This window comes from Rahnella sp. PCH160, from assembly GCF_047784855.1.
Lineage (GTDB): Bacteria > Pseudomonadota > Gammaproteobacteria > Enterobacterales > Enterobacteriaceae > Rahnella.
On the sequence record NZ_JBLOGT010000001.1, the window covers coordinates 3,029,312 to 3,041,933 of the forward strand.

The following is a 12,622-nucleotide window of genomic DNA, read 5'->3' on the forward strand; positions in this document are numbered from 1 at the left end:
ACGCTGTGGATGCCTGAACAGGGTCACGGGATAATGTAACGCGTTCATCAAAGGCGAGTTTGCTGATTGATAGAGAAAGCAGCAAGCTCACACCCTTTCGCCCCCAGTTTTACCACCAGACACTTGCCATACGGCAGCGCGGAATCCTGCGTTTCGCTCCAGTAGCGGAAATAATTTATCAGCCTTTCTGCTGCCGGAGCCTGGCCGGTTAACAACGCATCGACTTTGGCCAGTCCGACGGCCGTATAGCCTTTCGTTGTCATCAGCGTTCGGGCCACATCCAGGATGTGTTGCCGCGTTTCGGAAGCGTTCTGATCAGGGAGCCACGGCTCCCTTAGTCCTGAATCGCGTCAGTGATATAGCCCGCATTGAGACTTTATTGACAGCGATGTACACCAGGAGAAGTTCGGCGTTTGCCACAATCGGCTTAATATTGTTTGATCAACAAATCTAAAAAGGCGCGAACTGTTGGGTTCGAGCGACGACTTTCGGGCCATACCGCTGTGATGTTATGTCGCTTAACAGCAAATTCGGCCAGAACTGGGATTAACTCCCCACGACTGACCCAGGGCGCGGCCATAAAGCTTGTTGCCATTCCAATGCCTGCGCCCCCTGCAATCGCTGTTAAAACAGCTTCACTCGCATCCATAATGATGGGTGATGAGGGCAATATCTCCCTCTCCTTTCCCCCGATCTGAAACGGCCAGCGAAACATCTGTCCCGTACTTTGATAGCGTAAATTTACCGTGTCATGGCCCACAAGCTCGCCGGGTTCGCGAGGAATTCCGCGCATTGCCAAATATTCTGGCGATGCATAACAGCAAAGCTGGTAAGGAGAGAGTCGGCGAGACAGGAGAGAGGAATCGGCAAGGTCGCCGATTCGTACCGCAAGATCAATGCTGTCGTCTACCAGACCCACGATGTGGTCGCTCATTCGCAAATCAATCATTACCTCAGGGTAAAGCTTGCGAAACATCAGAATGGCGGGAGTCAACATGTACAGGCCAATAGGAAGAGATGTCGCAATGCGCAGTGTCCCGGCGGGTTCGGCACGTGCTGATTGCGCAATTTGCTCAATCTCTTCAGCATCGCGCAGCAGTTGTAAAACGCGCTCATGCAGGTCACGGCCTTCAGGCGTGAAAGCGATCGAACGTGTTGTGCGGGTGAACAGAGACACGCCCAGGTGCGATTCCAGCCGCTGAATGCTTTTGCTTATCGCAGACGGAGAAACCGCTAACGAGCGCGCAGCCGCAGTGTAGCTCCCTAAAGAACCCGCCCGCGCGAATGCGATTAAACCTGTAAATCTTTCAAAACCTATTTGTTCCTTCATGGCAACATTAAAACGAAACAAAGCCTCATTATCAACCTGACAGAATAATATTACGCTCTCTCTACCCAAATAATTCAGGTATGAGGTAAGCATGAGTGAGTTTATGAAAGCAGTACAATTGCACGAATTTGGTGGACCGGCTGTCCTGAAGTACGAGGATGCACCCCGGCCAAACGCAGATGCTGGCGAAGTGCTTGTCCGCGTTCATGCGGCAAGTATCAACCCGCCTGATCTGTATCTTCGTGACGGTTATCGGTCGCTTCCGCCAGAATGGCGCCCGAGTCCGGGTTTTCCATTGATACCCGGAACGGATATCTCAGGGGTCGTTGCTGCTGTGGGCGACCAGGTTTCCGGATTCAATATCGGTGACGAGGTCTATGCGATGGTGCGTTTTCCTCAGGATTTAATGAAAGGCAGTGGTGCTTATGCCGATTATATCTGCGTTCCTGCAAACGAGTTGGCATTGAAACCTGAGGGTACAGACCACGTACATGCAGCCGGAGCGCCAATGTCACTGCTGACCGTGTGGCAGTTTTTGATTGCCGTCAGCCATGAAGATCCGAATCCCTTTCAGTCGTTCCAGCATGTTCCTGTCGCGCTCAAAGGAACAACCGTTTTGGTCAATGGTGCCGGTGGCGGTGTAGGCCATTTAGCGGTTCAGATTGCCAGATGGAAGGGGGCGCGGGTCATTGCAGTTGCCTCCGGAAAGCATGAAGCACTTTTGCGTGACCTCGGCGCAGATGAGTTTATCGATTACACCTGCGTGGCGGCCGAAAGCGTCGTTAAAGATGTTGATCTTGTTATTGATGCTGTCGGCGGTCCTCATATGGAGCGCTTTTTGAAGGTCATCAGGCAAGGTGGTTCGCTCTTCCTGGTCAATCCTCTGGGTTTCTCGGGACATGATGATGCCGCCAGTCGCGGGATCACCGTGTCATCAACACAGGTTCGATCCCACGGTGCGCAACTGGCTGAGGCCGGGCGTCTGCTCAGCAACGGTACTGTTCGTGTCGTGGTTGACAGCATATATTCACTGTCCGAAGCCGCATCTGCGCACGAGCGCGCTTCCCGGGGTGGGACTCAGGGTAAAATCGTGCTTACTAACCTCTGACTCATCAGTTCACGTATTGCATCAGTGAAAAGGTCGCAAGCCGACAGCATGAGAAATACAATATGCTTATCATCAATGGACATATTTACACCCCTGCGGGTTTACGCGCTTTCTGATGGCGCTCAATGAACTTGAGACGGCCCCGCAGCAGCGTGCCGGAAATTTGTCCTTCAAAAAGAGGCTGACTGAGCGGTTAATCAAATATCCGTTGACTGCCAGTTTGCATCGTCTTTCACCGGTGACAGATACGACAGGCGTTGCATATTCTGATTCCAAAGATTATCGGGTATGCGGTTGCGGTCTGCTTTATGGGGATCGATGACTGTAACAATCCGCTCTTCCTGACCTGCCATTCGTAATCTCAGTAATAAGATTCACAATTCAGGTATCCAAACATAAACAATGTCATTATTATGTAGTGATCGATACATTTTGCCGTTATTGCAGATGTCACGGTCATGCGCTTCACGCTGCGCCACTCTTTTTAACTGAAGGGAATTATGACAATTTCAACATCCTCCACGCCCTCACGGCGGGGAAGACCCGCAATTTCGACCGGGACAAGGCTCTGACGCGCGCACTGGATCTGTTCTGGCGATGCGGATATGAGCCTGCTTCCGTTGGTGAGCTTTGCCGGGTGATGGATATTAATCCGCCTAGCCTTTACGCGGCTTTCGGCAGCAAGGCTGCGCTGTTTCTTGAGGCGGTAAACTTTTACGAAAGAACTTACTGGGACCAGCCTTGGAAAAAAATGCTCCAGGAGGAGAATGTCTATGAGTCAATACGTAACTTTTTTGAGGAATCTGCCGTCATTCTGACCTCGCAGGAAGTGCCCTGTGGTTGCCTTGTCGTTCTCGCCGCTATTAACGTTTCACCGGATTCAAAAGATGTTTACGATGCAGTAAAGACTTTGAGAGAAGAGGGGCGGGTTTTCTTTAGGCGGCGATTGCAGGCAGGGAAAGAGACCGGCCAGTTGCCTTCGGATACCGATGTCGAGGGAATAGCGCTGACGCTGAACACGCTATTAGAGGGGATGTCCATCCCCGCCCAGGACGGGATTACGCAGGATGAACTGAAACGCGTTGCCACTCTCGCTGTGCGACTCCTGCCGCCGCAATCTGCAAAAAATCCGCAATAAGGCCGTCGCCAGAAGGACGGTTTAGCCCACACGCTTTTAGCGGGCACCTGTCTGACGCAGGCGAGACAACGCCCAGAATGCCGATTCTTTTCATCCCTTCCCCGGTTATCGGTACGGTTGTGTGAAGTTATCAGCGGTAAATCCGGCCCGACGGCAGACCCGCCAGTAAGACGCTGCTCACTACCAGTGCAAGAGTACGGAGGGGGAACATGGATATTACTTGAGTCAATTCTGAGGCGTGACTACATTACCAAATGGTCACTCGTTGTCAATCAGGGCTCATTGAGCTAAGCTGGAAAAATGACTAAACACATAAATGTACATCCCCAAGGGGGCCATCGGATCACAGTGTCCGCGATCAGGTCGTCGACGCTGCCACAGAGCATTTCGGGCATTATGGCTATGAGAAAACCACAGTGTCAGAACTGGCTAAATCTATAGGATTTTCAAAATCTTATATCTATAAATTTTTCGATTCCAAGCAGGCGATCGGTGAGGTGATCTGCACCAACCGACTGGCGATGATCATGGAGATTGTCAATGCAGCGATTGCTGATGCCCCGTCGGCTTCCGAAAAATTGCGGCGTTTATTCCGGGCGCTGACTGAAGCCGGCAGTGATTTGTTTTTTCACGATCGCAAGCTTTACGATATTGCTGCCGTTGCGGCGCGGGATAAGTGGCCTTCAGCAGAGGCCCATGAGGAACGTTTGCGACAACTGATTGAGCACATCATTGTTGAAGGGCGGCAGGCGGGAGAGTTTGAACGAAAAACGCCGCTGGACGAGGCGGCACATGCGATATATCTGGTCATGCGGCCTTACATCAGCCCTGTCCAGCTGCAATACAATCTGGAAACAGCTGCGGCTGCGGCTGCGCTCCTGTCCTCGCTGATACTGAGAAGTCTGTCACCCTGACTTGGTGACTATTGACATTATTGGTCACTAGTCTGAGAATGCGGTTACTGTCCTGTTGAATCAATTAAGGTAACCCATGCTCAGGCTCAATCCTGCCACCCTTGCTGTTTGCCTGTTGCCGTTTGCCCTTATGGGCTGCGGTGACTCTTCCGGTACCGGCGATCCCCGTACTCAGCCTCCTCTGGTCAGGTCTGCGACCGTGGTGAGTGCTGTCGATGCCTCACGCGCATTCACCGGGGTTGTTGTCGCACGAACTCAAAGCGACCTCGGTTTCAGAGTGCAGGGAAAAATCCTTGAACGCCTGGTCGATACCGGCCAGACCGTTAAACGCGGTCAGCCATTGATGCGTCTGGATCCCGTTGACCTAAGCCTGCAGGCTCAAGCTCAGCAACAGGCCGTCGCTGCCTCACTAGCTCGCGCCAGGCAAACTGCTGCTGATGAGGCGCGTTATCGCGGACTGGTCACTGGAGGTGCAGTTTCTGCATCGGCCTACGATCAGATAAAGGCGGCGGCGGATACGGCCAAAGCAGAACTCAGTGCCGCCCAGGCGCAGGCGAATGTGGCGAAAAACGCCACGGGCTATGCGGTGCTGCTGGCTGACGCTGACGGCGTGGTCATGGATACGCTGGCTGAACCCGGTCAGGTTATCAGTGCAGGGCAACCGGTGATCCGGTTAGCCAGAGCAGGGCAGCGCGAGGCCATCGTGCAGTTGCCCGAGACGCTGCGCCCGGCTGTTGGAAGTGAGGCCGGGGCAACGCTGTATGGGACTGACAAACAGTCAGTTCCTGCGAAACTGCGCCTCCTCTCCGATGCGGCGGATCCGGTAACACGCACCTTCGAGGCGAGATATGTGCTTGAGGGGGCACTGGCGAATGCGCCGCTGGGGTCTACCGTAACGCTGCATATTGCAGAAGATAAAATAGCCGGGCAGGTGATGCAGGTACCTTTAGCCGCACTCTATGATTCAGGAAAAGGGCCGGGGGTCTGGGGCATTTCAGGTAAACCCGCCAAAGTGTCATGGCGGCCCGTGCAGGTGTTGGGATTGGGTGACGATGCGGCGAGGGTCACCGGGAGCTTAAAGCCGGGTGAACAGGTGGTCGCTCTTGGCGCGCATCTCCTGCATGACGGTGAGGCTGTACGCATAGCTGAACAAAGCGACACCCGGGTCGCCGGGAGCCAGCCATGAGCGGGGGCAGATTCAATCTTTCAGCGCTTGCCGTTCGCGAGCGCTCAATCACACTGTTCCTTATTATCCTGATCACCGTGGCCGGTATTCTTTCGTTTTTCGAACTGGGGCGGGCTGAAGATCCCCCCTTTACCGTTAAGCAGATGACGATTATTTCTGCCTGGCCGGGCGCCACCGCGCAGGAGATGCAGGATCAGGTGGCTGAACCGCTGGAAAAGCGTATGCAGGAGCTCAAGTGGTATGACCGCAGTGAGACCTACACGCGTCCCGGTCTGGCTTTTACCATGCTGTCGCTACAGGACAGCACGCCGCCTTCACAGGTGCAGGAAGAGTTTTATCAGGCGCGTAAAAAGCTGGGCGATGAGGCTAAAAATCTGCCGGCAGGCGTGATAGGGCCGATGGTCAATGATGAATTCTCCGACGTGACCTTTGCACTCTTTGCGCTGAAGGCGAAAGGGGAGCCACAGCGACTGCTGGTCCGCGATGCGGAATCGTTGCGCCAGCGAATTTTGCATGTGCCCGGCGTCAAGAAGGTCAATATCATCGGTGAACAGGCCGAACGTATCTTTGTCTCGTTCTCGCATGACAGGCTGGCCACACTGGGCATTTCGCCTCAGGATATTTTCTCCGCCCTCAACAGCCAGAACGTACTGACGCCCGCCGGTTCTATTGACACCAAAGGGCCGCAGGTCTTTATCCGCCTGGATGGCGCTTTCGATAAACTGGAGAAAATCCGCAAAACGCCCGTCGTCGTTCAGGGCAGGACCCTGCAGCTTTCTGACGTGGCTACCGTTGAGCGAGGCTATGAAGATCCGGCGACCTTCCTGATCCGCAATCAGGGTGAACCGGCGCTGTTGTTGGGCATCGTTATGCGGGACGGCTGGAACGGCCTGGATTTGGGCAAGGCGCTGGATGCGGAGACGGTCAAAATCAATGAAGGTATGCCGCTGGGCATGACCCTGACCAAGGTCACCGATCAGTCAGTCAACATCAGCTCCGCCGTCGATGAGTTCATGATCAAGTTCTTTGTCGCGCTGCTGGTGGTCATGGTGGTCTGTTTCGTCAGTATGGGCTGGCGCGTGGGCGTGGTGGTTGCCGCGGCGGTGCCACTGACGCTGGCGATTGTCTTTGTGGTGATGGAGGCTTCCGGCAAAAACTTTGACCGCATTACCCTGGGTTCACTGATCCTTGCGCTGGGGTTGCTGGTCGATGATGCCATCATTGCCATCGAAATGATGGTGGTGAAAATGGAAGAGGGCTACGACCGCATCAAAGCCTCGGCCTATGCCTGGAGCCACACGGCGGCCCCGATGCTGGCGGGCACGCTGGTCACCGCTGTCGGTTTCATGCCCAACGGTTTTGCACAGTCCACCGCCGGCGAATACACCAGCAACATGTTCTGGATTGTCGGTATCGCCCTGATTGCTTCCTGGATTGTGGCGGTAGTGTTTACGCCTTATCTGGGCGTGAAAATGCTGCCGAAAATCAAAACGGCGGCGGGCGGACATGCGGCGATTTACGACACCCGCCATTACAACCGCTTTCGCCGGGTACTGACCCGCGTTATCGCCCGCAAGTGGATAGTCGCCGGTACCGTTATTGCCGTTTTTATGGTCGCTATTCTCGGCATGGGGCTGGTGAAAAAACAGTTTTTCCCTACCTCCGACCGCCCGGAGGTACTGGTTGAAGTGCAGATGCCTTATGGCACCGCGATTGAGCAGACCAGCGCCACGACGGCGACAATCGAAGCCTGGCTGAGAAAGCAAAAAGAGGCAAAAATCGTCACCTCCTATATCGGGCAGGGTTCACCGCGTTTCTATCTGGCCATGGCGCCCGAGCTGCCCGATCCGTCGTTTGCGAAAATTGTCGTGCTGACGGACAGCCAGGAAGCACGTGAGGCGCTCAAGTTCAGACTGCGTGAAGCGGCGGCCAGTGGCCTGGCTCCTGAAGCGCGCGTACGCGTGACCCAACTGGTGTTTGGTCCGTATTCACCTTATCCGGTGGCCTACCGTGTCATGGGGCCGGATCCCACTAAACTGCGCGAAATTGCAGGCAAAGTCGAAAAGGTAATGCAGGCCAGCCCGATGATGAGGACCGTCAACACTGACTGGGGGCCGCGGGTGCCGGCGCTGCATTTCACGCTGAATCAGGACCGCCTTCAGGCGGTAGGGCTGACATCGAATGCGGTTGCGCAGCAGCTTCAGTTCCTGCTTTCAGGGGTTCCGATTACCTCTGTGCGTGAAGATATCCGTTCGGTGCAGGTCATGGGACGCGCGGCGGGAGATATCCGGCTCGACCCGGCAAAAATAGCGGGTTTTACCTTAGTGGGTTCTGCCGGTCAGCGCATTCCGCTGTCTCAGATCGGGGAGGTTGAGGTGCAAATGGAAGATCCTGTTCTGCGCCGTCGCGATCGTACACCGACGATTACCGTGCGGGGAGACATTGCCGAAAACCTGCAACCGCCGGACGCGTCCACGGCAGTTATGAAAGAGCTACAGCCTGTGATTGATACGCTTCCGGCAGGTTACCGCATTGAGCAGGCCGGGCCGATTGAAGAATCCGCGAAAGCGACCAAAGCCATGGTGCCGTTGTTCCCTGTCATGATTGCCATGACGCTGTTGATTATTATCCTGCAGGTGCGGTCGATGTCGGCGATGGTGATGGTATTCCTCACCGCGCCACTGGGGCTGATTGGGGTGGTGCCAACGCTGCTGCTCTTCAACCAGCCGTTTGGCATCAATGCGCTGGTAGGACTGATTGCGCTGTCGGGCATCCTGATGCGTAACACCCTGATCCTGATAGGGCAGATCCATCACAACGAACAGGAAGGGCTGGCGCCTTTCCATGCGGTGGTGGAGGCGACGGTGCAGCGAGCCAGACCGGTGTTGCTGACGGCAATGGCGGCCATTCTGGCGTTTATCCCGCTGACGCACTCGGTGTTCTGGGGGACGCTGGCTTATACCCTGATTGGCGGAACATTTGGCGGCACGATCATCACGCTGGTCTTCCTGCCTGCCATGTATGCCATCTGGTTCAGGATACGGCCTGACAATCAGCAGCAGAGTGAAAGTCCGACATCCGGCTAGTCCTGTGTATGTTGCGAGGAAATAATGAAAAAAACCGCATTGCGCATAGTGCGGTTTTTTTATCACTATTATTCCGGCGTTAACCGTAGAGAGTCAGTAGGGGAGTCCCTCACCAAAAGCGCCTTCCGTTAAACAAATCTCGGCTGCGAAAAGAGCGCCCTGACGCAAGCTTTGGGACAGCGTGTTGCCTTCAACATGCGCCAACAAAAATGCCGTGATAAAAGCATCTCCAGCCCCAAGCGTGTCTACCGGTGTGATAATTTCCGGCGGCTGACTTATCCAGATACTGCCATTGAACAGCAGCGCCCCCTCAGCCCCGCGCGTCGCAACAGGCAGTCGGCATCCCGCATGCCATGCCGTTTCCAGTATCGCGCGCGTTTCCTCAATACTGCGTTCTGCGCATGAGAAAAAGCCGTAGTCTAACCGACGACATAAAGGACCTATCTTTCCGGCATCAAAATCATCTGAAAAGTCATAGGATAAACTGCCGGGTAGCAGGCCTAATCCGGGCAGCAGCTCATCAACGTAGCTGTACGCACTGGTATGTATCAGCGAAAACTGACTGAGCCAGGGCATGTCATTTAAGACAAAATCCATCGACGTCGTCTGACGAATTCCCCCCGCATTGGAGTCTATAAACCGTCGTTCCCCCTGTTCAATGGTCAGATTGGCATAACCGTTTTCACCGGGTACCACCCGGCAATGAGAGGTATCAATCTCCCTTGCTTCCAGTACGCGGCGAATATGTCCTGCCGCACTGTCGTCGCCAAAAACCCCAAGATAGGCAGTATTTGCAGATAATAACCGGGCGTACACACTGAAGTTAAGTGCGTTCCCTCCGGGGTAACCGATACCTGTATGGGTATACCGGTCAATAACGTTATCGCCCAGCCCAAGCACTCTCATTTTGTCATCTCCTAATACGCGACCTGTCCCATGTATCGCCGGGTTTCCAACGGATGTTGACGTATTTTCGCTAATGCAGCGCGATATTCGCACATAACGCTGTAGAAGAGGACGGGGTTAAAATACTCCACCACACTGGCGGGTATGACGCCAAGCCCCAGCTCCTTGGCATCAACAATTTCCACCTTATCTCCGTACTGCAGGAGGAAATTGCGCACTCTTTCATCAAGCACCCTGGTGCGGCCTTCGTTCATCATCAGGATCCAGGGGGTATTCAAATCAGTCACTTCAAACGGGCCATGGAAAAATTCGCCACTGTGAATTGATGCCGCATTAAGCCACTGCATTTCCATTAATGAACATATGGCAAAGCCATAGGCATGTCCGTAGGAAGCGCCACTGGACAGAATATAAAACAGTGATTCCCGGGCGTAGCGCTCAGCAAAGGCTGCGCAGCGCGCCTGTACCTGACGTCGGGCCCGCGAGATAATCCCATCAATTTGCTCCATTCCTGCCCGGAAATCGGCATATCCTTCATAACCCTCAGTCTGATGCAAAACTTCGACACATAGACTCAAAATGATTGCCATCGGGTTATTAATCACCTGGCTGTCATCCCCCCAGGCATAAAGCAAATTACTGTCAGAAAAGCCGATAAGGTCTGCATTTTCATTGTGCGTCAACGTCACGGTGACGCTGCCCCGGCTTTGGGCCAGTTTGGCCGCCGCGACAGATTCCGGAGTATTCCCCCCATGCGAGCAAACTATCGTCAGCGACTGAGGACCCAATGTCTTTGGCGCGGCATGAACAAACTCGTTTGCGGTCATCATGTAACTGTGTAAGGCAGTCGATTCACTATTGAGAAAATAATTTGCCGGATACATATCCACCAGAGATCCGCCGCAGGCCACAAGGAACACCTGACTCAGCCCACCCTGTGGGAGGAAGCGCTGTTCGATAAGAGAGGAAATAATTGCTGAAGTATTCATAAATCACTCACCGTACACATTGAAATTGAAATATTTTTTAGCCAGCCGGTCGTAGGTACCGTCATTGCGTATTGCCTTAATTGCCCCGTTGAGTTGTTCAAGCAGTTCGCTATTTTGCTTCGAAATGCCAATACCGGTGCCGGGACCAAAAATGGCATCATCTTTTACCTGCGGTTCAATCAGGCTGAAATTCTTTCCCTGGGGTTTATCCAGTAACGCGGTGCTCACCACCGTCGCATCGTCCAGCGTCGCGTCCAGACGGCCTACGACCAAATCGGCGTAAACGGCCTCTGCACTGGGATAGGAAACCAGTTCGACGCCTTGTGATTGCCAGTGTTTCTTCGCATAGGCTTCGAATACAGAGCCCTGTTGTACACCCACACGCTTACCCTGAAGAGATTCGGCCATGGGTTTGAGGCCGCTATCTTTTAACGCGACCAGATACGCGGGTGTGTTGAATAATTTATCGGAGAAGTTGATCGCTTTTTTACGTTCATCTGTAATCGACAATGAAGAAATAATGGCATCGAATTTACGGGCCTGGAGCGCGGGGATCAGACCATCAAATCCGTTTTCAACCCAAATACATTTGGCCTTGAGCTGAGTGCAAATCGCATTACCCAGATCAATATCAAACCCCTGCAGGCTGCCGTCTGCGGCTTTAAACTCAAAGGGCGGAAACGTCGCATCAGTACCAAACCGGATTTGCTGCTGCGCCAATGCGTGACAGGAAAGCCCTGCCATAGCAAGACCAAGAGAAAATAGGGCAAGCGTTTTTTTCATCATGCACTCCCGTTAAATATACCGTAAAATGTACCACGAAAGATATACGCCTGCAGGTAAGAATACGCAATAAGTTTAAAGTTTTTATTTAATTATAATAATAACTTATGGTTTTATGGTCTGATTGAAAATTGTTATTAACTGTTCTGTGGTTGAAATTTTCAGTGACAGATCAATGACTCGTTGGCTAGAATAATGTCTGTTCTTTAATTTTATTGGGCTATAAAACAGACCATGACAGCGTTAAGCGAAAGTAAACGCCGCCCGCGAAAGGCCTATCTGACGGCCAGGCAGGCGCTGCTGAATTTATTAAACACGGAATTCAACGAAGGCGATCAAATTCCGGCAGAACGTGATCTGTCAATCCTGCTAGGTATCAGCAGGATGACTTTGCGAAAAATTACAGATGAGCTTGTGATGAGCGGCATGTTGGAAAGGCGGGGAAACCAGGGGACATGGCTGACCGAGACCACCATAAAGCGGCCACTGACACAGGCGATTGAGCATGGTATTAGCAAAATCACGGAGTTAAATGGTGCGGTAGCGGGTAGCCGGTTGATTTATTTTCAGGAGGCTCAGGCCAGCACTCATATTGCCGCGTTACTAAAAATTCAGGCTGGCGACCCTTTGGTGATGATTAAACGTCTGCGTCTCGCTGACGGTGTGCCTTTTTGTCTGGAAACCAGCTACCTGCCAAGAGCGATTATTCCGGACCTGACCGCTGAGATGCTTGAGCAGAGCGGTTCGCTGTATCGTCTTCTGGCAGAAAACTACGGTGTTTTAGGTGCTTCAGACGAAGGCACTCTCCGCGTGACCATAATGAATGAAGAAGAACAGGCGTTATTAAATGCACAACCCAATAGCCCGGCGCTGGTGTATCGGGGGGTGATTACTGACCGTTTTCATCAACCGGTTGAATATTTAGTGTCAGTAAACCATCCCCAGCGGGTGACATTTCGCATAAGCCACGGCAAACAGGTTTCAGATTAGCCAGGTGAATCGCGGTTGCCACTCAGCATTAAAATCAAGCGGCCACATCCCCGCGATTGCCAGGAAGAAGTCGTGGATAACTTTCTTATTGAGATGCTCGACCTTTTGCATCCAGACCCCGCGCCTGATGAAATCATCGTTGAACGCGCCAGATTTTTACGCAATCCTGAGGCTTCGGGACACGTTGAATGA

The 12,622-nt window shown here is 53.2% G+C and carries 12 protein-coding genes and 1 pseudogene; 7 read left to right on the plus strand and 6 right to left on the minus strand.

Annotated features, from left to right (window positions below; genetic code table 11):
* Window positions 1-47 precede the first annotated feature (47 nt).
* Together ACM5QY_RS14025 and ACM5QY_RS14030 are read right to left on the minus strand one after the other, a co-directional pair.
* Complete coding sequence (locus ACM5QY_RS14025; protein WP_416121382.1) at window positions 48-263, minus strand: hypothetical protein; 216 nt, start codon at window positions 261-263, stop codon at window positions 48-50.
* Window positions 264-427: 164 nt separating this feature from the next.
* Window positions 428-1,330 (minus strand): LysR family transcriptional regulator, encoded by a 903-nt coding sequence (locus ACM5QY_RS14030; protein ID WP_416122887.1) that lies wholly within the window; start codon window positions 1,328-1,330, stop codon window positions 428-430.
* Window positions 1,331-1,421: 91 nt separating this feature from the next.
* On the opposite strand from ACM5QY_RS14030, the gene ACM5QY_RS14035 reads away from it, so the two are divergent.
* Window positions 1,422-2,438, plus strand: a complete 1,017-nt coding sequence (locus tag ACM5QY_RS14035) for an NADP-dependent oxidoreductase (RefSeq protein WP_416121383.1) — start codon at window positions 1,422-1,424, stop codon at window positions 2,436-2,438.
* 197 nt (window positions 2,439-2,635) lie between these two features.
* Here ACM5QY_RS14035 and ACM5QY_RS14040 read toward each other — a convergent pair whose 3' ends face one another.
* Window positions 2,636-2,791: a hypothetical protein gene (locus tag ACM5QY_RS14040; RefSeq protein ID WP_416121384.1), complete on the minus strand. Its 156-nt coding sequence runs from the start codon at window positions 2,789-2,791 to the stop codon at window positions 2,636-2,638.
* Window positions 2,792-2,856: 65 nt separating this feature from the next.
* Here ACM5QY_RS14040 and ACM5QY_RS14045 point away from each other — a divergent pair, with 65 nt between their 5' ends.
* From ACM5QY_RS14045 to ACM5QY_RS14060, 4 genes and pseudogenes are all read left to right on the plus strand, one after another.
* Window positions 2,857-3,576, plus strand: a complete 720-nt coding sequence (locus ACM5QY_RS14045; protein WP_416121385.1) for a TetR/AcrR family transcriptional regulator — start codon at window positions 2,857-2,859, stop codon at window positions 3,574-3,576.
* 300 nt (window positions 3,577-3,876) lie between these two features.
* Window positions 3,877-4,490 (plus strand): annotated as a pseudogene (locus ACM5QY_RS14050) (TetR/AcrR family transcriptional regulator).
* A gap of 76 nt (window positions 4,491-4,566) precedes the next feature.
* Complete coding sequence (locus ACM5QY_RS14055; protein ID WP_416121386.1) at window positions 4,567-5,676, plus strand: efflux RND transporter periplasmic adaptor subunit; 1,110 nt, start codon at window positions 4,567-4,569, stop codon at window positions 5,674-5,676.
* Complete coding sequence (locus ACM5QY_RS14060) at window positions 5,673-8,762, plus strand: efflux RND transporter permease subunit (protein WP_416121387.1); 3,090 nt, start codon at window positions 5,673-5,675, stop codon at window positions 8,760-8,762. The genes ACM5QY_RS14055 and ACM5QY_RS14060 overlap by 4 nt, the downstream gene beginning before the upstream one ends.
* 93 nt (window positions 8,763-8,855) lie before the next feature.
* Here ACM5QY_RS14060 and ACM5QY_RS14065 read toward each other — a convergent pair whose 3' ends face one another.
* The 3 genes from ACM5QY_RS14065 to ACM5QY_RS14075 are packed head-to-tail and all read right to left on the minus strand — an operon-like array spanning window position 8,856 to window position 11,440.
* Complete coding sequence (locus ACM5QY_RS14065) at window positions 8,856-9,668, minus strand: PfkB family carbohydrate kinase (protein WP_416121388.1); 813 nt, start codon at window positions 9,666-9,668, stop codon at window positions 8,856-8,858.
* An 11-nt stretch (window positions 9,669-9,679) separates the two neighbouring features.
* Window positions 9,680-10,657, minus strand: coding sequence for an SIS domain-containing protein (locus ACM5QY_RS14070; protein WP_416121389.1), 978 nt, complete (start codon window positions 10,655-10,657; stop codon window positions 9,680-9,682).
* Between the two features lie 3 nt (window positions 10,658-10,660).
* On the minus strand, window positions 10,661-11,440 hold the full coding sequence (locus ACM5QY_RS14075; RefSeq protein WP_416122888.1) for an ABC transporter substrate-binding protein: 780 nt from the start codon (window positions 11,438-11,440) through the stop codon (window positions 10,661-10,663).
* Between the two features lie 234 nt (window positions 11,441-11,674).
* Between ACM5QY_RS14075 and ACM5QY_RS14080 the strand changes: the two genes are divergently transcribed.
* The gene (locus ACM5QY_RS14080; RefSeq protein ID WP_416121390.1) at window positions 11,675-12,430 is read left to right on the plus strand and encodes a GntR family transcriptional regulator; all 756 of its coding nucleotides are present in this window, start codon (window positions 11,675-11,677) and stop codon (window positions 12,428-12,430) included.
* A gap of 15 nt (window positions 12,431-12,445) precedes the next feature.
* Window positions 12,446-12,622, plus strand: coding sequence for a hypothetical protein (locus ACM5QY_RS14085; RefSeq protein WP_416121391.1), 177 nt, complete (start codon window positions 12,446-12,448; stop codon window positions 12,620-12,622).

What these genes read in the sequence shown, in the direction of transcription:
- ACM5QY_RS14080 (WP_416121390.1), top strand. Translation starts at nt 11,675, where the DNA reads ATGACAGCGTTAAGCGAAAGTAAACGCCGCCCGCGAAAGGCCTATCTG.
- ACM5QY_RS14030 (WP_416122887.1), bottom strand. Translation starts at nt 1,330, where the DNA reads ATGAAGGAACAAATAGGTTTTGAAAGATTTACAGGTTTAATCGCATTC.
- ACM5QY_RS14035 (WP_416121383.1), top strand. Translation starts at nt 1,422, where the DNA reads ATGAGTGAGTTTATGAAAGCAGTACAATTGCACGAATTTGGTGGACCG.
- ACM5QY_RS14075 (WP_416122888.1), bottom strand. Translation starts at nt 11,440, where the DNA reads ATGAAAAAAACGCTTGCCCTATTTTCTCTTGGTCTTGCTATGGCAGGG.
- ACM5QY_RS14070 (WP_416121389.1), bottom strand. Translation starts at nt 10,657, where the DNA reads ATGAATACTTCAGCAATTATTTCCTCTCTTATCGAACAGCGCTTCCTC.
- ACM5QY_RS14060 (WP_416121387.1), top strand. Translation starts at nt 5,673, where the DNA reads ATGAGCGGGGGCAGATTCAATCTTTCAGCGCTTGCCGTTCGCGAGCGC.
- ACM5QY_RS14065 (WP_416121388.1), bottom strand. Translation starts at nt 9,668, where the DNA reads ATGAGAGTGCTTGGGCTGGGCGATAACGTTATTGACCGGTATACCCAT.
- ACM5QY_RS14040 (WP_416121384.1), bottom strand. Translation starts at nt 2,791, where the DNA reads ATGGCAGGTCAGGAAGAGCGGATTGTTACAGTCATCGATCCCCATAAA.
- ACM5QY_RS14025 (WP_416121382.1), bottom strand. Translation starts at nt 263, where the DNA reads ATGACAACGAAAGGCTATACGGCCGTCGGACTGGCCAAAGTCGATGCG.
- ACM5QY_RS14055 (WP_416121386.1), top strand. Translation starts at nt 4,567, where the DNA reads ATGCTCAGGCTCAATCCTGCCACCCTTGCTGTTTGCCTGTTGCCGTTT.